At 71.5% G+C, this 25,563-nt stretch carries 22 protein-coding genes, 1 tRNA gene and 1 pseudogene; 14 read left to right on the top strand and 10 right to left on the bottom strand.

The genetic code is table 11. The features are described from left to right. The first annotated feature begins 7 nt into the window (after positions 1-7). From R0145_RS09825 to serA, 5 genes and pseudogenes are all read left to right on the top strand, one after another. Positions 8-967 (top strand): ABC transporter permease, encoded by a 960-nt coding sequence (locus tag R0145_RS09825; RefSeq protein WP_317840206.1) that lies wholly within the window; start codon positions 8-10, stop codon positions 965-967. After that, the gene (locus R0145_RS09820; protein ID WP_317836639.1) at positions 964-1,809 is read left to right on the top strand and encodes an ABC transporter permease; all 846 of its coding nucleotides are present in this window, start codon (positions 964-966) and stop codon (positions 1,807-1,809) included. Before R0145_RS09825 ends, R0145_RS09820 begins: the two co-directional genes overlap by 4 nt. Further along, positions 1,806-2,660: pseudogene (locus tag R0145_RS09815) on the top strand (ABC transporter ATP-binding protein); the annotation flags it as partial. The gene R0145_RS09820 and the pseudogene R0145_RS09815, both read left to right, overlap by 4 nt. 119 nt (positions 2,661-2,779) lie before the next feature. Continuing rightward, positions 2,780-3,580, top strand: coding sequence for an ATP-binding cassette domain-containing protein (locus R0145_RS09810; RefSeq protein ID WP_317836638.1), 801 nt, complete (start codon positions 2,780-2,782; stop codon positions 3,578-3,580). A 100-nt stretch (positions 3,581-3,680) separates the two neighbouring features. Then, positions 3,681-4,877 carry a phosphoglycerate dehydrogenase gene (gene serA / locus R0145_RS09805; RefSeq protein ID WP_317836637.1) on the top strand — a complete coding sequence of 399 codons (1,197 nt, stop codon included), beginning with the start codon at positions 3,681-3,683 and terminating at the stop codon, positions 4,875-4,877. Between the two features lie 54 nt (positions 4,878-4,931). Here serA and R0145_RS09800 read toward each other — a convergent pair whose 3' ends face one another. From R0145_RS09800 to R0145_RS09785, 4 genes are all read right to left on the bottom strand, one after another. Next, positions 4,932-5,735: an inositol monophosphatase family protein gene (locus tag R0145_RS09800; protein ID WP_317836636.1), complete on the bottom strand. Its 804-nt coding sequence runs from the start codon at positions 5,733-5,735 to the stop codon at positions 4,932-4,934. Between the two features lie 61 nt (positions 5,736-5,796). After that, positions 5,797-6,807 carry a ribosome small subunit-dependent GTPase A gene (gene rsgA, locus R0145_RS09795; protein WP_317836635.1) on the bottom strand — a complete coding sequence of 337 codons (1,011 nt, stop codon included), beginning with the start codon at positions 6,805-6,807 and terminating at the stop codon, positions 5,797-5,799. Then, positions 6,804-8,195 (bottom strand): 3-phosphoshikimate 1-carboxyvinyltransferase, encoded by a 1,392-nt coding sequence (gene aroA, locus R0145_RS09790; protein WP_317836634.1) that lies wholly within the window; start codon positions 8,193-8,195, stop codon positions 6,804-6,806. Before aroA ends, rsgA begins: the two co-directional genes overlap by 4 nt. Positions 8,196-8,199: 4 nt before the next feature. Then, positions 8,200-8,790, bottom strand: a complete 591-nt coding sequence (locus tag R0145_RS09785) for a DoxX family membrane protein (protein ID WP_317836633.1) — start codon at positions 8,788-8,790, stop codon at positions 8,200-8,202. Between the two features lie 61 nt (positions 8,791-8,851). On the opposite strand from R0145_RS09785, the gene R0145_RS09780 reads away from it, so the two are divergent. The 3 genes from R0145_RS09780 (at position 8,852) to R0145_RS09770 (ending at position 10,813) form a co-directional block, all read left to right on the top strand. Continuing rightward, positions 8,852-9,580: an SOS response-associated peptidase gene (locus tag R0145_RS09780; protein WP_317836632.1), complete on the top strand. Its 729-nt coding sequence runs from the start codon at positions 8,852-8,854 to the stop codon at positions 9,578-9,580. Between the two features lie 109 nt (positions 9,581-9,689). Next, a complete protein-coding gene (locus R0145_RS09775) occupies positions 9,690-10,376 on the top strand; it encodes a sigma-70 family RNA polymerase sigma factor (protein WP_317836631.1) in 687 nt (228 codons plus the stop codon). After that, positions 10,373-10,813, top strand: coding sequence for an anti-sigma factor family protein (locus R0145_RS09770; RefSeq protein WP_317836630.1), 441 nt, complete (start codon positions 10,373-10,375; stop codon positions 10,811-10,813). The genes R0145_RS09775 and R0145_RS09770 overlap by 4 nt, the downstream gene beginning before the upstream one ends. A 95-nt stretch (positions 10,814-10,908) precedes the next feature. On the opposite strand, the gene R0145_RS18425 is transcribed toward R0145_RS09770, so the two are convergent. Beyond that, positions 10,909-10,983 (bottom strand): 50S ribosomal protein bL37, encoded by a 75-nt coding sequence (locus R0145_RS18425; protein ID WP_369797015.1) that lies wholly within the window; start codon positions 10,981-10,983, stop codon positions 10,909-10,911. Positions 10,984-11,188: 205 nt separating this feature from the next. Between R0145_RS18425 and R0145_RS09765 the strand changes: the two genes are divergently transcribed. Beyond that, positions 11,189-12,637: a sensor histidine kinase gene (locus tag R0145_RS09765; protein WP_317836629.1), complete on the top strand. Its 1,449-nt coding sequence runs from the start codon at positions 11,189-11,191 to the stop codon at positions 12,635-12,637. 42 nt (positions 12,638-12,679) lie between these two features. Here R0145_RS09765 and R0145_RS09760 read toward each other — a convergent pair whose 3' ends face one another. After that, complete coding sequence (locus R0145_RS09760; RefSeq protein WP_153572968.1) at positions 12,680-12,931, bottom strand: WhiB family transcriptional regulator; 252 nt, start codon at positions 12,929-12,931, stop codon at positions 12,680-12,682. A gap of 259 nt (positions 12,932-13,190) precedes the next feature. Between R0145_RS09760 and R0145_RS09755 the strand changes: the two genes are divergently transcribed. After that, on the top strand, positions 13,191-13,607 hold the full coding sequence (locus R0145_RS09755; RefSeq protein WP_317836628.1) for a hypothetical protein: 417 nt from the start codon (positions 13,191-13,193) through the stop codon (positions 13,605-13,607). Between the two features lie 48 nt (positions 13,608-13,655). Here the strand turns inward: R0145_RS09755 and R0145_RS09750 are convergent, their stop codons facing one another. The 4 genes from R0145_RS09750 to R0145_RS09735 all read right to left on the bottom strand — a co-directional run bounded on the left by R0145_RS09750 (position 13,656) and on the right by R0145_RS09735 (position 19,431). Continuing rightward, entirely contained in the window at positions 13,656-13,847 is a 192-nt protein-coding gene (locus tag R0145_RS09750; protein WP_317836627.1) for a DUF6104 family protein, read from the bottom strand. 5 nt (positions 13,848-13,852) lie between these two features. Then, positions 13,853-17,650, bottom strand: coding sequence for a multifunctional oxoglutarate decarboxylase/oxoglutarate dehydrogenase thiamine pyrophosphate-binding subunit/dihydrolipoyllysine-residue succinyltransferase subunit (locus R0145_RS09745; RefSeq protein ID WP_317836626.1), 3,798 nt, complete (start codon positions 17,648-17,650; stop codon positions 13,853-13,855). Between the two features lie 265 nt (positions 17,651-17,915). Then, positions 17,916-19,247, bottom strand: coding sequence for a glycosyltransferase family 87 protein (locus R0145_RS09740; RefSeq protein ID WP_317836625.1), 1,332 nt, complete (start codon positions 19,245-19,247; stop codon positions 17,916-17,918). 109 nt (positions 19,248-19,356) lie between these two features. Continuing rightward, positions 19,357-19,431, bottom strand: a tRNA-Arg gene (locus R0145_RS09735). A gap of 147 nt (positions 19,432-19,578) precedes the next feature. On the opposite strand from R0145_RS09735, the gene lysA reads away from it, so the two are divergent. The 4 genes from lysA to rho all read left to right on the top strand — a co-directional run bounded on the left by lysA (position 19,579) and on the right by rho (position 25,512). Further along, positions 19,579-20,994: a diaminopimelate decarboxylase gene (gene lysA / locus R0145_RS09730; protein ID WP_317836624.1), complete on the top strand. Its 1,416-nt coding sequence runs from the start codon at positions 19,579-19,581 to the stop codon at positions 20,992-20,994. 63 nt (positions 20,995-21,057) lie between these two features. After that, on the top strand, positions 21,058-22,365 hold the full coding sequence (locus R0145_RS09725; protein WP_317836623.1) for a homoserine dehydrogenase: 1,308 nt from the start codon (positions 21,058-21,060) through the stop codon (positions 22,363-22,365). Between the two features lies 1 nt (position 22,366). Beyond that, positions 22,367-23,260, top strand: coding sequence for a homoserine kinase (thrB, locus tag R0145_RS09720; protein WP_317836622.1), 894 nt, complete (start codon positions 22,367-22,369; stop codon positions 23,258-23,260). Positions 23,261-23,616: 356 nt separating this feature from the next. After that, entirely contained in the window at positions 23,617-25,512 is a 1,896-nt protein-coding gene (gene rho / locus R0145_RS09715; protein ID WP_317840205.1) for a transcription termination factor Rho, read from the top strand. Positions 25,513-25,563: the final 51 nt, after the last annotated feature.

The following is a 25,563-nucleotide window of genomic DNA, read 5'->3' as shown; positions in this document are numbered from 1 at the left end:
GCCGGCCCTGCCGCTGCGGCTGGTGCGGCGGCTGGCGGTCTTCCTGGCCAGCGTCCTGGTCGCCTCGGTGCTGGTGTTCTGGGTCGGCTCCGCACTGCCCGGCAACGTCGCCCAGGTGGTGCTCGGCGTCCAGGCCACCCCGGAGGCAGTGGCCCGGCTCGAGCACGACTTCGGCCTCGACCGGCCCTGGCCGGTGCGCTACCTGTCCTGGCTGGGCGGGCTGCTGCACGGCGACCTGGGCCGGTCCTACCTCACCGGCGAGCCGGTGCTGGGGCAGGTGATCCCGCGGCTCGGGGTGACCGGCTGGCTGGTCGGGCTGGCGATGCTGCTCGCCGTGCTGCTCGCGGTGCCGACCGGGATGTGGGCCGCCGTCCGCCGCCGGCACGCCGACGGCTTCGCGGTGTCCGCCCTCTCCCAGGTCGGCCTGGCGGTGCCCGGCTTCTGGCTCGGCATCCTCGCCACCCTGCTGTTCGCCGTCCGACTCGGCTGGCTACCCGCCAACGGCTACGTCCCGCTCTCCGCCGGGGTCGGCGGCTGGGCCGCGCACCTGGTCCTCCCGGTCGCCGCCCTCGCCCTCGTCCAGGCCTCGGTACTCACCCGCTACGTCCGCTCCGCGACGATCGAGGTGCTCAAGGAGGACTACTACCGGACCGCCCGGGCCGGCGGGTGGCGTACGGTGCCGGCCCTGCTCCGGCACGGGCTGCGGAACATCTCGCTGCCGGTGGTGACGGTGATCGGTCTGCAGCTGTCGACCCTGCTGGCCGGGGCGATCATCATCGAATCGGTCTTCGCGCTGCCCGGGCTCGGCCGGCTGCTGCTCGACGCGGTGGCCCAGCGCGACCTGATGGTGGTGCAGGGCATCGTCCTGCTCCTCGTCCTCGCGGTGCTGACGATCAACGCCTTGGTCGACCTGTCCTACGCCCTGCTCGACCCCCGTCTGCGCGCCGAGCGGAGGGGCCGCGGATGAAGCGCGCCGCGCTGGTCGCCGGGGCGGTACTGGTCGCCGGCACGCTGCTCACCGCTCTACTCTCGCTGTTCGCCACCCCGTACGATCCGGTGGCAGTGGTCCCCGGGGCGCTGCTGCTGCCGCCGGGGCCGCAGCACTGGTTGGGCACCGACGGCTACGGCATCGACATCCTGTCCCGGATCATGGTCGGCGCCCGGATCGCCGCGGCGGTCGGCGTCGTCGCCGTCGCGATCGCCGCCGTCGTCGGGGTTCCACTGGGCATCCTGGCGGGCGCCGGCTCCGGCGCCGCCCGGCAGACGGAACGCCGCACCGGCTGGGTGTCCGGCCTGGTGATGCGGGCCAACGACATCCTCTACGCCTTCCCGGCAATGTTGTTGGCGATCATGCTGGCGGCGGTGTTCGGCGGCTCCACCGGCACCGCGATGGTGGCGATCGGGGTGGCCAACATCCCGCCGTTCGTCCGGGTCGCCCGGGCCGCGACACTCCAGGTGATGGTGTCGGACTTCGTCCTGGCGGCCCGCGGTGCCGGCACCGGGCCGGCCGGCATCGCGGTCCGCCACGTGCTGCCGAACATCGCCCCGGTGGTGGCTGTGCAGGCGTCGATGGCCTTCGGCATGTCGATCCTCTCCGAGGCGGCGTTGAGCTACCTCGGCCTGTCGACCCCGCTGCCCACCCCGACCTGGGGCCGGATGCTCAACGAAGCACAGGCCTACCTCTACACCGCCCCGATGCTGGCGGTCTGGCCGGGGCTGGCGATCGGCCTGGCGGTGCTCGGCTTCAACCTGCTCGGCGACGGCCTGCGCGACCTGCTGGATCCCCGGCTGCGAGAGACCGGACGATGACCGGCGCCCTGAGGACCGACGCGCTGGTGCGGGTACACGACCTGCGGATCGCCTTCGGCCGTCGCCATCGGGAGGCGGTGCACGGGCTGACGTTCAGCATCGCCCCCGGGCAGCGGGTCGGCCTGATCGGGGAGTCCGGCTCCGGCAAGTCCGTCACCGGGCTGGCGCTGCTCGGGCTGTTGCCGGAGACCGCCCGGGTCGGCGGCAGCATCCGGCTCGCCGTCCCGGTGTCCGGCAGCGATGCGCCGGCCACCGGCAACGGCGAGCAGGCGATGCTGGAGGTCACCACCGCGAGCGACAAGCGGCTCTCCCGGCTGCGGGGGGACACGTACAGCATGATCTTCCAGGAGCCGATGACCGCCCTCGACCCGACGATGAAGATCGGGCGGCAACTCGGCGAGCTGGTCGCCCTGCACGGCCACCGGGGCGGCGACACCCGGGCCCGGGTGCGGGAGATGCTGCGTACGGTCGCGCTGCCGGAGGTGGAGCGGATCGCCGACAGCTATCCCCACCAACTGTCCGGCGGGCAGCGCCAACGGGCGCTGATCGCGATGGCACTGGTCAACGACCCGGTGCTGACGATCTGCGACGAGCCGACCACAGCGCTCGACGTGACCGCCCAGGCGGCGGTGCTCGGGGTGCTCGGCCGACACTTCGCCGAGCGCGGCGCCGCGACGCTGTTCATCACCCACGATCTTGCCGTGCTGGCCCGGGTCGTCGACGTGGTGATGGTGATGGTCGACGGATACCTGGTCGAGGCCGGACCGCTGCCGGAGGTGCTGGCGGACCCGTGGCACCCCTACACCCGCGGCCTGGTCGCCACCGGGCGCCTCGACCGGGTCGCGCCCGGGGCCCGGCTCCCCACGGTCGCCGACCACTTCGATCGCACCGCGCCGATCGCCGGACTGGCCGCCGTGCCGGACAGTTGGGAGCACTGCGCCCGGGTGCCGGGCCGGCCGGGAGGGACGCCATGACCTCCGCAGCCGCCGGGGACGAGGAGCCGCTCTACCGGGTGACCGGGGTGGTCCGGCGCTACGACCGGGCCGAACGGCCGGCCGTCGACCACATCACCCTGGACGTCCGCCGCGGCGAGCGGCTCGGCATCGTGGGGGAGTCAGGGTCGGGGAAGTCCACCCTGATCCGGATGATGGCGGCCCTCGACCGGCCGACCAGCGGCAGCATCACCTTCCGCGGCACCGAGCTGACCGACCGGCCCGAGCGACGACTCGGCTTCCTGCGGGCCGCGGTGCAGATGGTCTTCCAGGACCCCCGGACGTCCCTGGACCCGCGGATGACCGTGGCGGCCAGCATCACCGAGCCGCTCCGGTCCCGACGGGTCCGCGGCCGGGACACGGTGCCCGTCGACCGTCGTGCCCGGCTCGCCCAGGTGATGCGCCAGGTCGGTCTCGACCCCGCCGATGCCGGGCGGTTCCCGCACGAGTTCAGCGGCGGCCAGCGGCAGCGGATCGCGCTGGCCCGGGCGCTGGCGCCCCGGCCCGAGGTGCTGATCGCCGACGAACCGGTGTCCGCGCTGGACGTGTCGGTCCGCGCCCAGGTGCTCAACCTGATCGGTGACCTGGTGGCTGCCGAGGGACTGACCCTGGTGTTCGTCAGCCACGACCTGGCCGTCGTCCGGCACCTGTGCGAGCGGGTCGTGGTGATGACCGCGGGCCGGGTGGTGGAGGAGGGCCCGGCCGAGCGGATCTGGGCCGCCCCGCGCCACCCGTACACCCGCGCGTTGCTGGCCGCCGTCCCGCGACTGCCGGAGTGACTCCGCCGAGCCCAGTATTTCCCCTTGTCAACCAGGTCATGCTGTTCTGATATGGCTGACGGGTCGTGTTCCGCGTGGCATCCTCCTAGACTCCGTGACCGTGAAGGCACTTCTTCTGGAGAACATCCACCAGTCAGCGGTCCAGGCCCTCGAGGCGTTCGGGATGGACGTCCAGCACGAGAAGGGCGCGATGGACGAGGCGGAGCTGATCGCCGCGCTGGACGGCGTCGACCTGCTCGGCATCCGCTCCAAGACCCAGGTGACCCGCCGTATCCTCGAGGCGCGGCCGGACCTGATGGCGGTCGGCGCGTTCTGCATCGGCACCAACCAGATCGATCTGAAGGCCGCGACCGACACCGCCACCGCGGTGTTCAACGCGCCGTACTCGAACACCCGCTCGGTCGTCGAGCTGGCCATCGCCGAGATCATCGGCATGGCTCGCCACCTCACCGATCGCAGCAGCGAGCTGCACCGGGGGGAATGGAAGAAGTCGGCGAAGGGCTCGCACGAGATCCGCGGCCGCAAGCTCGGCATCGTCGGCTACGGCAACATCGGCTCCCAGCTGTCGGTCATCGCCGAGGCGATGGGCATGCAGGTGTACTTCTACGACATTGCCGACCGGCTGGCCCTGGGCAACGCGCACAAGTGCTCGTCGCTGCAGCAGCTGCTGGAGACCGCCGAGGTGGTCAGCCTGCACGTCGACGGTCGCGAGGAGAACGTCAACCTCTTCGGCGCCGAGGAGTTCGCGATGATGCGGGACCGGGCGCTGTTCCTCAACCTGTGCCGCGGCTTCGTCGTCGACCTCGACGCGCTGCGCGACAACCTGCTGTCCGGCCACATCGCCGGCGCGGCGATCGACGTCTTCCCCGAGGAGCCGAAGAAGAACGGCGAGCCGTTCACCTCGGTGCTGCAGGGCATCCCCAACGTCATCCTCACCCCGCATGTCGGTGGATCGACCCAGGAAGCCCAGGAGGACATCGGTCACTTCGTCTCCGGCAAGCTGCTCGACTACGTCCGCTCGGGCTCGACGAACATGTCGGTCAACATGCCGGAGCTGCACCTCGACAGCCACGTCGACCACGCCCGCCTGCTGCACCTGCACAAGAACGTCCCCGGTGTGCTCGCCAAGGTCAACGGCGTGCTCGGCGAGCACGGCGTGAACATCGAGCGCCAGCAGCTGTCCACCCGCGGTGAGCTCGGCTACGTGGTGACCGACACGCTGACCGCGCTGGACCGCGACCTGATCGAGGCACTGCTGGACATGCCGGAGACGATCCGGCTGGCCACCATCGGCTGATCGGTCGCTCGGCCACCTGCCGGGGCGGGCCCGTCACCCGTCCCGCCAGGTGGCCTACCGGCCGAGCCGGTCGAGCACCGCGGCGTGGAGCAGCCCGTTGGACGCGACGGCGCTGCGGCCGACCGGGCCGTCGTGTCCGTCGAGATTGCTGAACCGGCCGCCGGCCTCGGTGACGATCAGGCTGCAGGCGGCCATGTCGTGCAACTCCAGGTCGGGCTCGGTGGCCACGTCGACCGCGCCCTCGGCGACCAGCATGTAGGACCAGAAGTCGCCGAACCCGCGGGTCCGCCAGATGTCCCGGGTCAGCTGCACGAACCGGTCGCCCCGGCCGAGGTCGAACCACCCGGACAGCGACGAGAACGACAGTGAGGCGTCCCGCAGGTCCGCGACGGTGGAGACCCGACAGGGCGCCGCGTGCCGGCCGAGCACCCGGGTCCAGGCGCCGTCACCGCGGGCCGCCCACCACCGTCGGCCGAGGGCGGGAGCGCTGACCGTGGCGGTGACCACGTCCGGGCCGTCCATCAGGGCGATCAGGGTGGCCCACACCGGCACCCCGCGGACATAGTTCTTGGTGCCGTCGATCGGGTCGATGATCCAGCGCCGCTGCGCGTGGCCGGTGTCCGCCCGTTCCTCCCCGTGGACCGCGTCCGCCGGTCGCAGCCCCGCCAGCAGCTCGCGCAGCTCGTCCTCCACCGCCAGGTCCGCATCGCTGACCGGGGTCAGGTCGGGCTTGGTGGAGACCTCGAGATCGAGGGCGAGGAACCGGGCCAGCGAGATGGTGTCCGCGGCATCGGCCAGCAACAGCGCCACCCCCAGGTCGTCGTTGACGGGGAAGGCCGGGGAGGAGGTCGCGCTCATGGGGCCAGCGTATCGGCCGCCGGTCCCCGGGCGTCGGCGACGGTCAGCCCCGGCCGGGTGGTCAGCCCCGGTCGTTCCGGTGGGCCAGCATCCGCCGGTAGGAGGCCACCCGGACCTCCGACACCGCCTCGGCAGCGACCGCCGCATCCAGGCCGCAGCCGGGGGCGCCGGCCTCGTGGGTGCAGCCGCGGGGGCAGTCGAGGGTGTGCTCGGCCAGGTCGGGGAAGGCCTCGATGATCGACGCGGGGCGGACGTGGGACAGGCCGAAGGAGCGTACGCCGGGGGTGTCGATCACCCATCCCGCGCCGTCGGGCAGTTCCAGGGCGACGGCCGAGGTGGAGGTGTGCCGGCCCCGACCGGTCACCGCGTTCACCTGGCCGGTCTGCCGGTCCGCCTCCGGGATCAACCGGTTGACCAGGGTGGACTTGCCCACCCCGGAGTGACCGACCAGGACGCTGGTGTGGCCGGCCAGTTCGGCCTGCAGCGGCGCCAAGGAGGCGTCCGGGTCAATCACCACGACGGGCACTCCGAGCGGCTCGTACGCCGCGCGCAGCTCCGCGGGGGAGGCCAGGTCGGCCTTGGTCAGGCACAGCAGCGGCCGGATCCCGGCGTCGTACCCGGCGACCAGGATGCGGTCGATCATCCCGGTCCGGGGCGGCGGATCGGCCAGCGCGGTGACGATCACCAGCTGGTCGGCGTTGGCGACGATCGGTCGTTCGTACGGATCGTCGTCGTCCGCAGTGCGGCGCAGCACACTGGTCCGCTCCAGCACCTCGACGATCCGGGCCAGGGTGCCCTCCTCGCCGGAGACGTCGCCGTCCAGATGGACCCGGTCGCCGACGATGACGCCCTTGCGGCCCAGCGCCCGAGCCTTGGTGGCCACTACCCGGGCCTCGGGGGAGGGCACCCGGCCCTCCAGGATGCAGGCATAGCGGCCGCGGTCGATGCCGATCACCCGGCCGACCGGCTTGACGGAATAGTCCGGCCGGTCCTTGGTCCGCGGCCGGCTGCCCCGGCCGGGACGGTCGAAGCCCTCGTGGTCGTCGGCCCGGATCCCGTACCGCGGGGTCACCGGCCGCTCCCGGTCGCCAGCGACCACCAGGCGGAAGGGAAACTCGGCATCGTCTTCGAGGTGCAGCCGATGTCGTCGATCATCACCCCGGACACCACCAGGCCGAGCAACGCCCCGGCCTGCGCGAGCCGATGGTCGGCGTACGCCCCCCAGGGGCCGCCGTGCAGCACCGCCGGCCGGAGGGCCAGGCCGTCCTCGGTCTGGTCGACGTCGGCGCCGAGGGCCCGGAAGTCGGCCTCCAGGGCGGCCAGCCGATCGGTCTCGTGACCGCGGATGTGCCCGACCCCGCGGATCCGGCTGGGCCCGTTGGCGAGCGCGCCGATGGCGGCCACCACCGGGGTGAGCTCGCTGGCGTCGGAGAGGTCGATGTCGAAGCCGTCGAGGTCCCAGTGCCCCGGGCCGGTGACGGACAGGGTGCCGGTGCGGCCGTCGGTCGCCGGCTCCAGCTGTACCCGTGCACCGAGCTGCTCCAGCAGCGGGAGCAGCAGCGCGCCCGGCTGGTTGGTCTCCAACGGCCAGTGCGGGATGCGGACGGTGCCGTCGGTGAGCACCGCGGCGGCGAGGAAGGGTGCGGCGGTGGACAGATCCGGCTCGATCGCGATGTCGCCGGCCCGGATCGGGCCCGGCGTGACGATCCACCGGGTCGGCTCCGGCTGGTCCACCCGTACGCCGTGATCACGCAGGATGTCGACGGTCATCTGGATGTGCGGGAGCGAGGGGAGCGTCGCGCCCTCGTGACGCAGGTCGAGTCCGTCGCGGAACCGGGCAGCGCTCAGCAGCAGCCCGGAGACGAATTGGCTGGAGGCGCTGGAGTCGATGATCGCCGGCCCGCCGGGCAGGTCCGGGCGGCCGGTGAGGGTGAGCGGGATCGCCACCGCATCGTCGGGGATCCGGGCACCGAGGTCGACCAGCGCGTCCAGCAGCGGGCGGATCGGCCGGGCGGACATCCCCTCGTCGCCGTGGAGGTAGGTCCGTCCCTCGGCCATCGCGGCGATCGGCAGGACGAAGCGGGCCACCGTCCCGGCCAGGCCGCAGTCGATGTCGCCGGTGCTGACGAACCGGCGAGGCGGCCGGACACACCACACCGCGGAGGTGAGCGGACGCGACTGCTGGGCGCCCGGGGCGCCGAAGGCCGCATCGTCCCCGGCGGCGCCGAGGAAGCTGGTGTGGATCCGCACCCCGAGGGCCCGCAGCGCATCGCGCATCAGCTGGGTGTCGCGGGCATCCAGACCGCCGGTGATGGTGGAGGGCCCGTCGGAGAGCGCAGCCACCACCAGGGCCCGCGCGGTCGCCGACTTCGACCCGGGGATGACGACCTCGCGGTCCAGGGCGTGCCGCAGCTTCGGGGCCGCCCAGAATCCCTCGGTGGTCAGGGCACTGGCATCCATGGGCTCAAGAGGCAAGGCCGGACTTCGTCTCCGTCGTCGCCGACCGGACGTCCTGCCGGGTGCCCCGGCCGGCCTTGTGGGTGCCCCGCGTGGCCGTGCGGGAAGCCTTCCGGGTGGCCTTGCGCCCGGTACGGCCGCCGGCCTGCGTCCGGGCGCAGGCCGTCCGGGAACGGTACCCCAGTCCGGGACGCCCCTCGGTGTCCTGGGCGGCCAACAGCACGCCGCCGGTCAGCGCCACCTTGGTCAGCACCTCGGGGTCACCGAACGCCTTCCGGCCGAGCCCGCCGGTGGCGACCAGGTCCTGCAGGTTGCAGGCGGCCAGCACCAGCGCCCCGCAGCGACGGCCGAGCCCGGTCGACAGGCCGACGCCGCCGAGCACCTGGGCGACGCCACGGAGCCGCGACCAGGCGGCGGCGTCGTCCGGCACCCGGGAGGCGATCGGGTCGGGCGCGACCCGCCGGAGCAACGGGGCGACCCGGTCACGCAGCATCTCGGCCTGGACGGAGGTGGAACTGGGGTCGGTGACGGCCTTGACGCCCTGGGAGATGAAGACGCTGGCCAGCATCGTCCGGGCCACTGCGCGCGAAAGAGCCATGCCTCATTCTTACTGCCCCGGGGTCTGGAGGCCAACCGGGCCACGCCGTTACGGTGGGCACATGTGCGGCCGGTACGCGTCGAGTGCCCGGGTGGACGACCTGGTGGATGAGTTCGAGATCACCGAGGTCGTCGCCGGGGTGCCCGGGCCGTCCTGGAACGTGGCGCCGACCGATGTCGTCCGGGCGGTGGTCGAACGGCGCGGCGTACGGTCCCTGGTGCCGATGCGCTGGGGTCTGGTGCCGTCCTGGGCGAAGGATCCCGCCGGCGCCGCCCGGCTGATCAACGCCCGCGCCGAGACTGCCGGCGCCAAGCCGGCATTCCGGTCGGCCTATCTGCGCCGGCGCTGTCTGTTGCCGGCCGACGGGTACTACGAGTGGGAGAAGGCAGGCTCGCAGCGCCGGCCATGGTTCATCCATCGGGCCGACGGGCGGCCGCTGGCGATGGCCGGGCTGTGGGAGGTCTGGTTCGACGACCGGCTGGCGAAGGACGATCCCGGGCGGATGCTCATCAGTTGTGCGGTGCTCACCACCGCGGCGACCGATGACCTGGGCCGGATCCACGAGCGGATGCCGGTGCCCGTCCGACCGGAGGTGCGTGATGCCTGGCTCGACCGCGACCTGCAGGACCGCGAGCAGATCGCCGGGTTGCTGGCCGGTGATCCCGGCGCCGGGATCACCGGCCACCCGGTCTCGCCCGCGGTCGGCAAGGTCGCGAACAACTCCCCGGACCTGGTCGCGCCGCTGCTGCCGGAGGCGGCGGAGCCTGGGGAGGACGGGCCGGGGGAATAGACCGGCCGGCCCGGTCGTTCCAGTCAGCGTGAGCACAGCCCTCCTCGACCATCCGGCACTGCGGCCTCTTCCGGCCGTGGGGGTGCGGAAGCGGCTAGGCTCGGAACTGATGACCGAGCCCCAGACCGACGACACCGCCGACGAGGCGTATGCCGACGGGTCCGCCCTCGTGGCCCCGCCGGATGCGGACGTGGCCGGGATCGACCCGGCGACCGAGACCCCGGAGGAACGCGCCGCACGGTTCGAGCGCGAGGCGATGCCCTACCTCGACCAGCTGTACGGCGCGGCGCTGCGGATGACGCGCAACGCCGCCGACGCCGAGGACGTGGTGCAGGACGCGTACGCGAAGGCGTTCGCCTCGTTCCACCAGTACCGGCCGGGCACCAACATCAAGGCGTGGTTGTACCGGATCCTCACCAACAGCTACATCAACACCTACCGCAAGCAGCAGCGCCGCCCCCAGATCAGTGGTGGTGAGGAGGTCGAGGACTGGCAGATCGCCCGGGCCGCCGACCACGACTCGACCGGGCTGAAGTCGGCCGAGACCGAGGCGCTGGAACGGATCCCGGACGGTGACGTCAGTGACGCCCTGGCCCAGTTGAGTCCCGAGCGGCGGATGGCTGTCTATCTGGCCGATGTCGAGGGGTTCTCCTACAAGGAGATCGCCGAGATCATGGGCACCCCGATCGGTACGGTGATGAGCCGGATCAACCGCGGCCGCAAGCAGCTGCGTGACCTGTTGGCGGACTACGCCCACGAGCGGGGCCTGGGACGTTCCCGGGAGGAAGAGTCATGACCGAGATGCACCGGATGGACTGCCGGGCCAGTCGCGACCTGATCTGCGCGTTCCTCGACGGGGAACTGGACAGCGACGTCGCGGACGCGGTGCGCGAACACCTGCTGGCCTGCCCGGACTGCGCGGACGTGTACCGCGTCCAACGGACGATCAAGGGACTGCTGCACCGCAGCTGCGCGCAGCCGCCGGCAGCCCCGGCGGGCCTGCGGGACCGGGTCTGGGCGGCCGTCGTCGCCCAGTGCGGCTCCTCCGGGACCGAGGTGACCGTCAACACCACCCGGACGACCATCTCCACCACGATGCGTGACGCGTCGGGGGTGTTGGTGCGGCGGACGACGGTGACCGGGACCCTGGTCCGGACCACCTATCGCGGTCCGTCCCGGCCGGCGGACGGTGCCACCGGCACCGGTGCCGGCGGGGAGCCCGCGGCCGAGTGAGCGCCTGATCGAGGACGCCGGGACGACGGAAACGACGAACCAGCCCCCGGGCCGTCAGTGACGGCCCGGGGGCTGGTGCGGTCTCGGCCTGGGACTCAGGCGTTGGGGCGCTTGCCGTGGTTCGCGCCCTTCTTGCGACGCGCGCGGCGCTTGCGGCCGGTCTTACCCATGAGGGCCTCCCTGTGGTGTGCGATGGCGGTGGTCGATCCCGATCGACGTCGACGCGATCGCCGCCGGTAAGGACAACACGGCATTTTCGCACGTCACACCCCCCTGACCGCAAATCCGTCCCGGTCCGGCACCGCCGGCGCGGCCCCCGGTCCGCTGCCGGGCGGGGTCGGAGGGCGCTACCACGTGGACGCGTAGGCTGTGGCCATGCCGCAGATGTCCACCCTCCTGGCGACGCACACCGATCTGGATCCTCGGGCCGCCGAGTGGTTGCGATCGCTGGTGAACGAGTGGCACCTGCTCGCCGACCTCTCCTTCTCCGACCTCATCCTCTGGGTGCCCGACCGGGACCCCAACCAGATGTGGGCGGTCGCCCAGATCCGGCCGACCACCGGTCCCACCGCGCTGCTCGACGACGTCGTCGGTGACGCGGTGCGCTACGACCCGGACTCGCTGGCCCTGCAGGCGTACTGGTCGGGGGAGAGCTGCGAGACCAGCGACAACAAGCTGGCCAGCGGCATCCCGGTCGACATGCACGCCATCCCGCTGGTGCAGGACGGTGCCGTGGTCGCCGTGGTGGAGCAGCACACCAACCAGATGGGCGTACGGGCGAACGGTGCCCTGGAGGACGCCTACATCGCCATCGCGGAGGTGCTCCGGGAAATGCTGCTGCGCGGCGAGTTCCCGCTGCCCGGGACCCGCTCGCACCCGACCCGGTCGCCGCGGGTCGGTGACGGGCTGATGTGGATCGGCCCGGAGGGCGAATACCGCTACGCCACGCCCAACGCCGTCTCGGCGTACCGTCGCGCCGGCCACCTGGGAGACATCGTCACCGCGACTCCGGTCAGCTTCCGCGACGAACTGGGGGGCGAGGAGGAGATGCGTCGGCTGCTCACCGGTCGGGAGGCGGTGGAGCGTGAGGTGACGGTGGAGAACGTCGCCCTGCGGTTCCGGTTCACTCCGCTCCACGACGCCGTCGGGGGTTCCGCCGGGGCCTGTGTGCTGCTGCGGGACATCACCCAGATCCACCGGCTGGACCAGCAGTTGATCACCAAGGACGCCACGATCCGGGAGATCCACCACCGGGTCAAGAACAACCTGCAGACGGTGTCGGCGCTGCTGCGGATGCAGGCCCGGCGGGTCAACTCCCAGGAGGCCAAGCAGGCCCTCGCCGAGGCGATGTCGCGGGTCTCCTCGATCGCCGCGGTGCACGAGGTGCTGGCCCACTCGTTCGACGAGGACGTTGCCTTCGACGACGTCGCGGACCGGATCCTGGCGATGGTCGGCGACGTGGCGACCCCGGGGTCACCCGCGCGGGTCCGCCGGGAGGGGAGCTTCGGGAAGGTCTCCCCGGTGATCGCCACCAACCTGTCCCTGGTGGTGACGGAACTGTGCCAGAACGCCGTGGAACACGGGCTCGGCGGACAGAGCGGGGAGGTGCAGGTGGTGCCCTCGCGGGTCGACGGGGAACTCCTCGTCCGGGTCCTCGACGCAGGACACGGCCTACCGGACGGCTTCGACCCCACCCAGACCACCAGCCTGGGGCTGGGGATCGTCGAGACGCTGGTTGCGGACATGCACGGGACGTTCAGCCTGAACAACCGCCCCGAGGGCGGGGTCGAGGCGATGGTCCGCGTGCCCGTCCCGGAGCTCTGAGGGACGGATCTGGACGACCTGGCGATCAGGTCGACCGGACGATCAGGCGGTACGGACCCGGGAGCGGGCCTTGCGGCGCTTGAAGGCGCGGCGCTCGTCCTCGCTCATCCCGCCCCAGACGCCATGGTCCTGACCGGCCTCGAGGGCCCAGGCGAGGCATTCCTCCCGCACGGTGCACCGCTGGCAGACCTTCTTCGCTTCCTCGATCTGGAGGAGTGCGGGCCCGGTATTGCCGATGGGGAAGAACAGCTCGGGATCTTCGTCCAAACAGGCAGCCTCGTGGCGCCAATCCATACCGATTTCCTACTCCCTGATCAACGAACCGGATACAGCCTCAAGCTACGCAACGGGACCCGAGGGGCACAAGCCCCTTCGTCCCCCTTCCTGGGGAATGTTGGTCCGGGTGTCCGGCCCCCGGAGGCCCGGGGAAAAACCGTGGGCCAGTCTAGGAGGTCCCTGAGTCTTCAACCACACCTTGTGACGACAATCACAATCTCTGTCCCGGAACAGCGCCGGCCAGGGCCTCCTGGCGACCAGGGCCTACTCTGGTGCGGTGACTTCACCGCTGTCCTTCCTCGGCACCCGCTGGGGCGGTGCCCCCGGCCCGCTCCGGGGCGTCGCCGTCCTGCTCGCGCTCCAGACCCTCGGGTTCGTCTCCTTCGGCCTGTACGAGCTCGGCCAGCTGCACACCGGGCGGGTGGTCTCCGGAGCGGTCACGGCGCTGTTGCTGGTGGCCTGGGGGGCAGTGCTGCTGCTCGGGGCGTACGCCCTGCTGGCCGGCCGGGCGTACGCCCGCGGTCCGGTGCTGGCGGCGCAACTGATCCAGGTACCGACCGCCTGGAGCTTCCGCGGCGGTGAGACGACCTGGGTGACGGTGATGCTCGGCCTCACCTCGGTGCTGGTGATCGTGTTCGTCCTGCTGCCGGCGTCGACCCGGCACCTCGTCGGCCGGCGGACCGACGGGTCCTGACGGACCCGCGGCCCGCCGGCCGAGGCGGGGGATGCCGAGGCGGCGGAATCAGTCCGCCGGGCCGGCCGGCTCGTCGTCGTCCAGGCGTGCCAGCCAGGTGGCCAGCCGCTCGACCGGGGTCTCGAACTCCGGGTTGAGATCGACGAAGAACCGGAGCTGCTCGGCGAGCCACGCGAAGGAGACCTGCTCCTCCCCGCGGCGCGCCTCGAGCTCCTCGATGCCCCGATCGGTGAAGTACACCGACCTCACCCGCGCGGCCCGAAGGCGGCATCCATCAGGGCCTGCTCCTCCGCATCGTGGCGCTTCTTGCTGCCGACCGCGGTGGTCGCCGAGGCCGGCCGGGCGATGGCCGGGACGGCAGCCCAGTCGCGGCCCGGGTCCTTGGCAGTCAGCTCGGGCAGCATCTGGTTGTGCAGGAACGGCCACGGACCCTGGTTGGCCGGCTCGTCCTGGACCCAGCGGACGTCGGCGACGTGCCGGTAGGGCGCCAGCACCGCCAGCAGCGCATCGGTGGACAGCGGGTAGAGCCGCTCCAGGGTGACGATGGCGACCTTGCCGTTGAGACCCTTCTTGTCCCGGGCGTGGACCAGTTCCCAGCGCACCTTGCCGGAGCAGATCAGCACCCGCTCGACCTGCGACGGGTCGGTGATCGACGGATCCGGCAGGGCGTGCTCCCACTTGCCGTGGGTGAAGTCCTCCGGCATCGACGTGGCCAGCTTGTTGCGCAGCATGGACTTCGGCGTCGGCACGATCATCGGGCGGTGCCAGCCGACCAGCGCGTGCTGGCGCAGCAGGTGGAAGTAGTTCGCCGGGGTCGACGGCTGGCAGACGGCCAGGTTGTCCTCGGCGCACATCTGCAGCCAGCGCTCGATCCGGGCCGAGGAGTGGTCGGCGCCCTGACCCTCGTAGCCGTGCGGCAGCAGCAGCACGACCCCGGACTTCTGGCCCCACTTGGTCATCCCCGAGGCGATGAACTCGTCGGAGATGATCTGTGCGCCGTCGGCGAAGTCGCCGAACTGGGCCTCCCACATCACCAGCGAATCGGGGCGGGCCACCGAGTAGCCGTACTCGAAGCCCAGCACGGCGTACTCGCTGAGCAGCGAGTTGAACACGTGGAACTTGCCCTGGTCCTCGGTGAGGTGCTTCAGCGGCACCCAGGCGTCACCGTTCTCGGAGTCGATGACGGCGGCGAACCGCTGCGAGAAGGTGCCACGGCGGGTGTCCTGGCCGGTCAGCCGGACCGTACGCCCATCCATCAGCACCGACCCGATGGCGAGCAGCTCGGCCGTCGCCCAGTCGATCGGGCCCTGCATGATCGCGGCGGCGCGACGCTCCAGCTGGGGGCGCACCTTGCGGTGCGGGGTGAAGCCCTCCGGGTAGTCGACGTACGCGTCGGCGACCCGCTTGAGCACCTCGGGGCTCACCGCGGTGCCCTGCTCGAACTCGGACTTCTCCGGGTAGTCCGGCGTGGTGGTGTACGCGGTGTCGGTGCCCTTGTCCTCGCGGACCTCCTTGAAGACGCTCTCCAGGCGCTCGTGGAACTTGTCCATCACCGCCTCGGCGTCCTCGATCGAGATCAGTCCGCGGCCGATCAGCGACTCGGCGTAGAGCTTGCGGGCCGAGCGCTTGTTCTCGATCATCCGGTACATCGTCGGCTGGGTGAAGCTCGGGTCGTCGCCCTCGTTGTGGCCGCGCCGGCGGTAGCAGACGATGTCCAGCACGACGTCCTTGTTGAACTCGCGGCGGAACTCGTACGCGAACCGGGCGGAGCGGACCACCGCCTCCGGATCGTCGCCGTTGACGTGCAGGATCGGCACGTCGTAGCCCTTGGCCATGTCGGAGGAGTAGAACGTCGAGCGGCTGGAGTCGGGCGAGGTGGTGAAGCCGATCTGGTTGTTGACGATGATGTGGATCGTGCCACCGGTCCGGAAGCCGCGCAGCTGCGACATCTGGAAGGTCTCGGCGATCACCCCCTGGCCGGCGAACGATGCGTCACCGTGCAGCAGCACCGGCAGCACCGGGAACTCGTAGCTGCGGTCGAGCATGTCCTGCTTGGCCCGGGCGATGCCCTCCAGCACCGGGTCGACGGCCTCCAGGTGGGAGGGGTTGGCGGCGACCGAGGCGCGGATCGTCGAGCCGTCCATCGCGGTGAAGGTGCCCTCGGCGCCGAGGTGGTACTTGACGTCGCCGGAACCCTGCACCGAGCGCGGATCGAGATTGCCGTCGAACTCGCGGAAGACCGAGCCGTACGACTTGCCGACGATGTTGGTCAGCACGTTGAGCCGGCCGCGGTGCGGCATGCCGATCGCGACCTCGTCGAGGCCGTCCTGGGCCGCCTGGTCACAGATCTCGTCCAGTGCCACGATGGCCGACTCGCCGCCCTCGAGGGAGAACCGCTTCTGGCCGACATACTTGGTCTGCAGGAAGGTCTCGAACAGCTCCGCCTCGTTGAGCTTGTCGAGGATCCGCAGGTGCTCCTCGCTGGGGATCTGGGTGTAGAGCCGCTCCACCCGGTCCTGGATCCACCGGCGCTGGTCGGGCGAGCCGAGGTGCATGTACTCGATGCCGACCGAGCGCGAGTAGGCGTCGCGCATGGTGATGATGATGTCGCGCAGCTTCATGAAGCGCTTCTGGTCCGGGCCGAGACCACCGACCGCGAAGGAGCGGTCCAGGTCCCAGACCGACAGCCCGTGGGTCTCCAGTTCCAGGTCCGGGAAGGAACGCTGGTGGTACTCCAGCGGGTCGATGTCGGCCAGGAAGTGACCGGAGACCCGGTAGGCGTTGACCAGGTCCATCACCCGGGTCTGCTTGGAGATCGCGTCCTCGTGCTGGTGGCCCTTGTCGGCGGTCCACTTGTAGGGGGCGTACGGGATCCGCAGCGAGGCGAAGATCTCCTCGTAGAAGTCGTCGGCCCCCAGCAGCAGGTTGTGCAGCCGGTTGAGGAACTCACCGGACTGGGCGCCCTGGATGACCCGGTGGTCGTAGGTCGAGGTGAGCGTGCAGATCTTGCCGACGCCCATCTCCTCCAGGCGCTCCGGGTCGGACCCCTCGAACTCCGGCGGGTAGGCGATCGAGCCCATCCCGATGATGGCGGACTGGCCGTTCATCAGCCGTGGCACCGAGTGGTGGGTGCCCATCGGGCCCGGGTTGGTCAGCGAGACGGTGGTGCCGGCGAAGTCGTCGACGGTGAGCTTGTTGCCGCGGCCCTTGCGGACCAGCTCCTCGTACGCCGCCCAGAACTGGGCGAAGGTCAGTGTCTCGGCGGCCTTGATGTTCGGCACCAGCAGCTGGCGGGTGCCGTCCGGCTTCGGCAGATCGATCGCCAGGCCGAGGTTGACGTGCGGGTTCTCCACCAGGGTGGGCTTGCCGTCGGTCACGTCGTAGGCGTTGTTCATCGCCGGCACGGCCTTGACCGCTTGGACCAGGGCGTACGCGATGACGTGGGTGAAGCTGACCTTGCCGCCGCGGGCCCGGCGCAGGTGGTTGTTGATCATGGACCGCTGGTCGATGAGCAGCTTCATCGGGACCGTACGCACCGAGGTGGCGGTCGGCACGCTGAGCGAGAGGTCCATGTTCTTGGCGGTGCGCATCGGCGCACCCTTCATCACCGTCCGCACCGGCTGGTCGGTCCCGGCATCGGGGCGCAGCGACGGGTTCGGCGGATCCGCCGGCACTCCGGAGTCCTGGCCCGAGCGGACCGGACGGGGGCCGGACCGCACCTGGTTCGGGCGCTCCACCCGGGAGGACTTCGGTGCGGCCGGTGCGGCCGGTGCGGCCGGCCGGGCGGTCTGCGGAGCCGGGGCTGGAGCTGGGGCTGGGGCTGGGGCGGCGGGAGCCGGTGCCGGGGCGGCGGGGGTGCGCGGGGCCGCCGGGGCGGGAGCGGCTGCGGGTGCCTCGCCCTGGGCGGTGAAGAACGCCTGCCAGCTCGCGTCGACCGACGTGGGGTCGGCCCGGAATCGGTCGAGCATCTCCTCGATGAGCCAGTCGTTGGCTCCGAAATCAGCAGAGCTGGTAATGGTGTGTGGTTCGGGCGCGGGGGCCACGGTCGCCTTCTTCCGTCGCGATTCGGTCACTTCGTGGGACGGCGCGTGAACGAGTGCTCGCTGCGGGGAGGTCCTGATGACCCGTCCACTGCGGTGTGTCCCACATCCGGTATCCCGGACGGACCCGGCGATACCTCTGCCGATCGTAGCCGAAAGTGACCACTCTGCCATCTGGTGTGCACGGTGAGACGATCGGCCCGGCGGAGCCGCGTTCCGTACCCCGGCATGGACCGGCCGGCGGCCCGGCGTCGACCGTCGGCCGGCGTCAGGAGGCCGGGCCCGCCGCCGTGTCCTCGACGACGGCCTCGCGTCGGCCGGCGCCCCCCAGCAGGGACCAGGCTCGGCCGAAGGCCATCACGGTGAAGGCCAGCATGCCGATGTTGCGCAGCGCCAGCACCAACGTCATCAGGGTGCGTCCGGTGCCCGGGCCGGCATCGGTGAGCCAGGAGTAGAACAGCGGGAAGATCAGCTGGGTGAGCACGGCGAGCACCAGCGGGAGGACCAGCAGGCCGCGGTCCGTGGCGCCCGCCCGGCCGGTGCGGGTGAGGACCAGGACGGCGAGCGGGCCGCCGAGCCAGATCAGGTACTGCGGGCTGAAGGTCTTGTTGGTGATGATCATGACGGCGATCACGGCTGTCATGATCATCGCGTCGGTGTACAGATCGTGGCCGGGGGAGCGCCAGGCCCGGACGCCCAGGGCGAGGATCGCCAGCCCCCCGACGACGGTGGCCACCGACGCCACGGTGAGCATCGCCCCCACCCCGGGGCCGAACACCTCGTAGGCCTGATACTGCGAGAACTGGATGACGTAGCGACCCGGATGGGCGAGGACGTTGACCATCGCCGGGGTGGCCCAGACCGACTCGATCTGCAGCCCGCGCTCTCCCTGCCAGGTCAGCGGCGACACCAGGCGGTCCCAGCCACCGGTGACCAGACTGAGGACGACGAGGATGACGCCGGTGACGGCGAAGCCGATCCAGACCGCGACCCGGCTGTGTCGCCGGCCGAACAGGCCGGTGATCAGCAGGGCCGGCCACAGCTTGACGGCCGCCCCGATGGCCACCAGTCCGCCGGAGACGCCCGGTGCCCGGGCGAGCAGCAGCAGGGCGACCGCGGCCAGGACGGACGGCAGCAGGTCGAAGCGGGTGTAGACCAACGGCCCGATCAACATCGTGAAGACCATCCAGTAGTACGCCGCCACCGTCGACCCGGCCCGCCGTCCACGCAGCCACAGCCACCCGGTGAGGGCGGCATCCAGGAGTCCCATCAGCACCATGAAGAGCGCCACGTACGCCACCTGGTCGCGGCCGCCGAGGAGGTAGGGGAGCTGCAGCCACCACACCACCGGGGTGGGGTACTCGACCAGGGTGTGGCCGAGGCCGACCGTGGGGAGGCCGGCGACCCTGGTGAAGTAGTAGTAGACGTCCCACCAGACGGAGATCTCCAGGCCGAAGAACAGTGCCAGCATGGTGAGCCGGGAGCCGATCCAGAGCAGGGCCGCTCCGAGCGCCGGGCCGATCAGCGGGCGATGGGCGGAAGTCACCGTCCCGCCGGCCGGCGGTCGTCGGGCGGGGGTCGCGGTCTCAGGGGGCGTCACGGGAGCCAAGGCTACCTGCCGGTGCCGCCTGCTCCGGTGAACGCCGGGCGATGGATGCCGAGGTGGCGGATGTGATGTCCCCGTCACCGGATCGCCGGCCGGAGCCGGTTGGCGCCCCCAGTAGGATTCGAACCTACGCTCCCGCCTCCGGAGGGCGGTGCTCTATCCCCTGAGCTATGGGGGCCGATCGCCTGCCGGGTCTCACCCGGCGGTGGCAACTGGAAAAGAATAGCACCACTTCGGAGCTGCCCCGTCCACCCGCTCCGCCGGGGGAAGTCCATCCGCCGCGACGCGGTGTGCCCGCCGGCGTGTCGCTGGCAGAGTAGAGCCCATGACGCACATGCACGTCGCCGGCTCGATCCACGCCGACACCATCGTCCCCGGGCCACAGTGGCTGCGCGTCCCGGAGGACGTCAACGCCCTGTTGCCCGTCCTGTGGAGCGCCACGGTCGAGCGGGGGGCCGACGGGATCCTGACGGTCGGCGGTCTGCGGGTCACCGAGATCGCCGAGCGGTGCGGTACCCCGGTCTACATCCTCGACGAGGTGGACTTCCACCAGCGCGCCCGGGCCTTCGTCGAGGCCTTCGCGGGGTGGGACGTCTACTACGCGGGGAAGTCCTTCCTCACCACGGCGGTGGCGGGCTGGGCGCTGGCGGACGGCCTGCACGTCGACTGCGCCACCGGGGGTGAGCTGACCGTCGCGTTGCGCGGTGGGGTGCCCGGGGGGCGGATCGGTCTGCACGGCAACAACAAGTCGGAGGCGGAGATCGCCATGGCGCTGGACGCGGGGGTGGGACGGATCATCGTCGACTCCTTCGACGAGATCGGCCGGGTCGGCCGACTGGCCGCGGAGCGCGGCGTACGCCCCCGGGTGATGGTCCGGGTGACGACCGGTGTCGAGGCGCACACCCACGAGTACATCGCCACCGCCCATGAGGACCAGAAGTTCGGTTTCTCGATCGCCTCGGGGCAGGCGAAGGAGGCGCTCCGTGCCTGCGAGGCCGATCCGCACCTGGAGCTGATCGGCATCCACTCCCACATCGGCTCGCAGATCTTCGAGACCCACGGCTTCGAGGTCGCCGCCCGGCGGATCATGACCCTGCACGCAGAGGTCGCCCGCGAGTTCGACCGGGAGCTGCCCGAGATGGACCTCGGTGGTGGCTTCGGGATCGCCTACACCTCGCTGGACCGGCCGGAGAGCCCGGAACAGTTGGCCGCATCCCTGCGGGCGATCGTCGAGGAGCAGGCCCACGACCTGGCGGTGCAGGTGCCGCGGATGTCGATCGAGCCCGGGCGGGCCATCGTCGGGCCCACCACGATGGCGCTCTACCGGGTCGGAACGGTCAAGCAGGTGGTGCTCGACGGGGGAGCGACCCGGACCTACATCTCTGTCGACGGCGGGATGAGCGACAACATCCGCCCCGCGTTGTACGGCGCGGAGTATTCGGCCACCCTCGCCGGTCGCGCCTCGTCGGCGGGCGCCCGGCTGTCGCGGATCGTCGGCAAGCACTGCGAGGGCGGGGACATCCTGGTCCGCGACGAGTTCATGCCGGCCGACATCGCGCCGGGAGACCTGATCGCGGTGCCCGGCGCGGGCGCCTACAGCCGGGCGATGGCGTCCAACTACAACCTGGTCACCCGGCCGCCGGTGGTCGCCGTCCGGGACGGCGCCCTGCACACACTGCTCCGCCGGGAGACCCTCGACGACCTGCTCGCCCTCGACCTCGGCTACGACCCGGTACCGTGAGACGACCGGGTACGGTGAACCGGGAGAATCGCGCCGATCCAATGGAACCAGTGAGGTTGACAGATGAATGAACCGGTGGGGCGCCCGCTGGGCGTGGCACTGCTCGGCTGCGGCGTGGTCGGCGCGGAGGTGGCCCGCCAGCTGCTGGAGCACGCCGACGACCTCGCGGCGCGCGCCGGTGCCCCGCTGCGCCTCGTCGGGATCGCCGTCCGCCGCGCCGACCGGGAACGCCCCGGCCTGCCGGCCGAACTGTTCACCACCGACGCGACCGGCCTGATCGCCCGCGCGGACGTCGACCTGGTGATCGAGGTGGTGGGCGGCATCGAGCCGGCCCGGACCTGGATCCTGCAGGCGCTCACCAGTGGCAAGTCGGTGGTCACCGCCAACAAGGCGCTGCTCGCCGAGGACGGTCCCGCCCTGGTGGCCGCGGCCGACGGTCACCGGACGGATCTCTACTACGAGGCCGCCGTGGCCGGCGCCATCCCGATCATCCGGCCGATGCGGGACTCCCTGGTCGGTGACCAGGTCACCCGGGTGATGGGCATCGTCAACGGCACCACGAACTTCATCCTGGACAAGATGCACACCGCCGGCGCCGGCTTCGCCGAGACGCTCAGCGAGGCGCAGGCGCTGGGCTACGCGGAGGCGGATCCCACCGCGGACGTCGAGGGCTACGACGCGGCCGCCAAGGCGGCGATCCTGGCCACCCTGGCGTTCCACTCCCGGGTCACCCTGGACGATGTCTACCGTGAGGGGATCACCGATGTCTCCCGGGCGGACATCGCCGCGGCGGAGTCGCTGGGCATGGTGGTGAAGATGCTCGCCATCTGCGAGCTCGAGGAGCAGCCGGACGGTGGCCGGCGGATCTCTGCCCGGGTCCACCCGGCGATGCTGCCGGCGCACCACCCGCTGGCCTCGGTCGGCGGGGCGTTCAATGCGGTGTTCGTCGAGACGCAGGCCGCTGGACAGCTGATGTTCTACGGGCAGGGGGCGGGCGGGGCGCCGACCGCCTCCGCGGTGCTGGGTGACCTGGTGACGGTGGCCCGCCACCGGCTGGCGGGCGGACGCGGGTCGGCGTCCTCGGTCTACCAGGACCTGCCGATCGCGCCGATCGGTGACGTCATCACCCGGTTCCACATCGCACTGGAGGTGGAGGACACCGTCGGGGTGCTGGCCAAGGTCGCCACGGTGCTGGCCGCCCACAACGTCTCCATCATGACGATGCGTCAGGAGGACGCCAGCGGGACCGCCCGGCTGGTGCTCGGCACCCACACGGCGCGCAATGCCGATGTGGAGGCGACCGTGGACGAACTCGTCGCCATCCCGGAGGTCTACGAGGTGTCCAGCCTGATGCGGGTGGAGGGCCGCTGAGGTGCGGATCGTCGTCCGCGTTCCCGCCTCCTCGGCCAATCTCGGCCCCGGCTTCGACTGCCTGGGGATGGCCCTCGACTGGTTCGACGAGGTCACTCTCAGCACCCAGGCCGCCGGCATCGAGGTGGACGTCACCGGGGAGGGTGCCGCGGAGGTCCCGCGGGACGCCTCGCACCTGATCGTCTCGACCTTCCTGCTCGGTCTGGAGTCGCTGCGGGTCGCCCCGCCGAGTGGGCTGCGGCTCCGGGCGCACAACTCGATCCCGCACGGGCGGGGCCTGGGATCGTCCTCGGCTGCGATCACCGCCGGGCTGCTGCTGGCGTGGGCGTACGCCTATCCGTCCTCGCAGCCGGACCGGAAGTGGATGGAGCGGATCGGCACCCGGTTGGAGGGCCATGCCGACAATGTCGCCGCGGTGATCCTGGGTGGTCTGGCGATCGCCTGGGGGACGGCGGACAGCGGCCGGGCGGTCTCCGCGCCGCTCTCCGGCGACCTGCGGGCACTGGCCTACATCCCGCACCGGGCGGTGCCCACTCGCCGGGCGCGCGAGGCGCTGCCCACCCAGGTGAGTCACGCCGACGCCACCGCGAACACCGGCCGGGCCGCGCTGCTCGTCCACGCCCTGGCACAACGGCCCGACCTGCTGCTGGACGCCACCGAGGACTGGCTGCACCAGCGTTACCGGGCGGCGCTGATGCCGGAATCGGCCGCCCTGGTCGCGAACCTGCGGGCCCGGGGACACGCGGCGATCATCTCCGGGGCCGGCCCGACCGTGGTCGTCCTGGGCACCGAGGAGATGCTGGACGAGCTGGCCCGGACACCGTTCCAGGGCTTCGACCGGCGGCTGCTGCACGTCGGCGGGCCGGCGCACATCGTCTCGATCTCGGAGGCCTGAACCGCCCGGATCAGGGAATCGGTGTACGGGCTTCGGATCGGGTGCTAAGCTGTGTCCAGCGCATCGCCCGGTCTGGGCGACGCAGCGTGCCCGGATCATCGTGATCCGCCCGGTGGCGCCAGCACTGCACTCTCCGCTCTGCCCGGTCATCACCGCTCGGTCCGCTGATCGTGGTGGGCACACGTGGCGCGATCCCTTGATCCCTGAACGGAAGTCCCGGAAGGGCCGTTCTGGCGGATCGTGGCACGACCCGAACCAGAGGGCCGTGGCAGGCCCAGGGCCGGTGTGACGTCAACAGGGCGTCCCGGCCCCCGGAAAGGAATCCCGTGACCGAAACGTCGAATGCGACGACCCCGGTGGAGAACGCGCCGAAGACCGCGAAGCGCGCTTCCGGTGGGCTCGAGGCCAAGGTGCTGCCCGAACTGCGCCAGCTGGCCGGCGGTCTGGGGGTCAAGGGCACCTCCGGCATGCGCAAGGCCGACCTGATCGCCGCGATCCGTTCCGCGCAGTCGGAACAGGCCGCCGGTGGACGCGCCTCGGGGGCGAACCCGCCCGGTGGCCGGGGCAGTCGCCGCGCCCAGGGCGCCCCGGTGAAGGAGCAGCCCGCTGCGGGGCGCGAGGAGCGTCCCGGCAACGGTGAGACAGCGCCGGCCGGGGAGACCACCGAGCGCCGTACGTCCCGGCAGCGGCCCGCGGCGGAGACCACGCCGGCGGTGCAGCGCGAGCAGGCACCCGCCGAGCGTGAGCGTCCGCGGACCGCCGAGCCGGAGCGCCCGGCCACCCAACGCCCGGCCGCCGAGCGGCCGCAGGGGGAGCAGGGCGAGGCCGAGCGCCCGCGCGGGCAGCGCCCCGAGGGCCAGAACCGGCAGGACGGCCAGAACCGGCAGGAAGGGCAGCGCCCGAGCCGCGAGGCTCGCGAGGGTGGCAACCGCGAGGGCGGCGGGAATCGTCAGGACCGCGAGAGTGGTAATCGTCAGGACCGCGAGGGTGAGGGCGGCAGCCGGCGCAGCCGGCGGCGCCGCGGCCGGGACCGGCAGACCCGACGGACCAGCAGCGGCGGCGGGCGCAGCGGCGGCATCGACCGGTACGAGAACGAGCCGACGGTGGCCGAGGACGACGTACTCACCCCGGTGGCGGGCGTCCTCGACGTCCTCGACAACTACGCCTTCGTCCGCACCTCCGGCTACCTGCCGGGCCCGGACGACGCGTACGTCTCCCTGGGCATGGTCAAGAAATACGGCCTGCGCAAGGGCGACGTGGTGACCGGTGCGCTGCGCCAGCCCCGGGAGGGGGAGCACAAGGCGAAGTTCAACCCGCTGGTCCGGATCGACTCGATCAACGGCTCCGAGCCGTCGGCGATGCGTGACCGCCCCGAGTTCAACAAGCTGACGCCGCTCTACCCGGACGAGCAGCTGCGGCTGGAGTCCGACCCGGCGAACATGACCGGCCGGATCATCGACCTGGTCGCCCCGGTCGGCAAGGGCCAGCGCGGCCTGATCGTGTCGCCGCCGAAGGCCGGCAAGACCTTCGTGATGCAGTCGATCGCCAACTCGATCACCAAGAACAACCCCGAGGTCCACCTGATGGTCGTGCTCGTCGACGAACGGCCCGAGGAGGTCACCGACTTCGAGCGTACGGTCTCCGGCGAGGTGATCTCCTCCACCTTCGACCGTCCGGCCGACGACCACACCACCGTCGCCGAACTGGCCATCGAGCGGGCGAAGCGGCTGGTCGAGCTGGGCCGTGACGTGGTCGTGCTGCTCGACGGGATCACCCGGCTGGGCCGGGCCTACAACCTGGCCGCCCCGGCCTCCGGCCGGATCCTGTCCGGTGGCGTCGACTCCGCCGCCCTCTACCCGCCGAAGAAGTTCTTCGGCGCGGCGCGCAACATCGAGAACGGCGGCTCGCTGACGATCCTCGCCACCGCGCTGGTGGAGACCGGTTCCAAGATGGACGAGGTGATCTTCGAGGAGTTCAAGGGCACCGGCAACATGGAGCTGCGGCTGCGCCGGGAGTACGCCGAGAAGCGGATCTTCCCCGCCATCGACGTGGTGCAGTCCGGCACCCGGCGCGAGGAACTGCTGCTGGGCACCCATGAGCTGGCGATCATGTGGAAGCTGCGCCGGGTGCTGTCCAACATGGAGGGCCAGCAGGCGCTGGAGATGCTGCTCAAGCAGATGAAGAAGACCCAGTCCAACGCGGAGTTCCTGCTGCAGATCTCCAAGAGCACCCCCAACCGGGACGGGTTCTGAGCCGCCGGGAACATTTGCCGGACCGCCGGCGTTTGCGGCATAGTTGTTCCT

Source organism: Raineyella sp. W15-4 (assembly GCF_033170155.1).
Classification (GTDB): domain Bacteria; phylum Actinomycetota; class Actinomycetes; order Propionibacteriales; family Propionibacteriaceae; genus Raineyella.
The sequence above is the reverse complement of the archived record's forward strand: the minus strand, read 5'-3'. Positions and strand labels throughout refer to the sequence as shown.

Excerpts from the sequence above, each read along its gene's own strand:
- R0145_RS09785 (WP_317836633.1), bottom strand. The coding sequence starts at position 8,790 with ATGGCTCTTTCGCGCGCAGTGGCCCGGACGATGCTGGCCAGCGTCTTC.
- R0145_RS09820 (WP_317836639.1), top strand. The coding sequence starts at position 964 with ATGAAGCGCGCCGCGCTGGTCGCCGGGGCGGTACTGGTCGCCGGCACG.
- R0145_RS09810 (WP_317836638.1), top strand. The coding sequence starts at position 2,780 with ATGACCTCCGCAGCCGCCGGGGACGAGGAGCCGCTCTACCGGGTGACC.
- R0145_RS09800 (WP_317836636.1), bottom strand. The coding sequence starts at position 5,735 with ATGAGCGCGACCTCCTCCCCGGCCTTCCCCGTCAACGACGACCTGGGG.
- R0145_RS09765 (WP_317836629.1), top strand. The coding sequence starts at position 11,189 with ATGCCGCAGATGTCCACCCTCCTGGCGACGCACACCGATCTGGATCCT.
- R0145_RS09780 (WP_317836632.1), top strand. The coding sequence starts at position 8,852 with ATGTGCGGCCGGTACGCGTCGAGTGCCCGGGTGGACGACCTGGTGGAT.
- R0145_RS09775 (WP_317836631.1), top strand. The coding sequence starts at position 9,690 with ATGACCGAGCCCCAGACCGACGACACCGCCGACGAGGCGTATGCCGAC.
- aroA (WP_317836634.1), bottom strand. The coding sequence starts at position 8,195 with ATGGATGCCAGTGCCCTGACCACCGAGGGATTCTGGGCGGCCCCGAAG.
- R0145_RS09770 (WP_317836630.1), top strand. The coding sequence starts at position 10,373 with ATGACCGAGATGCACCGGATGGACTGCCGGGCCAGTCGCGACCTGATC.
- lysA (WP_317836624.1), top strand. The coding sequence starts at position 19,579 with ATGACGCACATGCACGTCGCCGGCTCGATCCACGCCGACACCATCGTC.
- R0145_RS09725 (WP_317836623.1), top strand. The coding sequence starts at position 21,058 with ATGAATGAACCGGTGGGGCGCCCGCTGGGCGTGGCACTGCTCGGCTGC.
- R0145_RS09760 (WP_153572968.1), bottom strand. The coding sequence starts at position 12,931 with ATGGATTGGCGCCACGAGGCTGCCTGTTTGGACGAAGATCCCGAGCTG.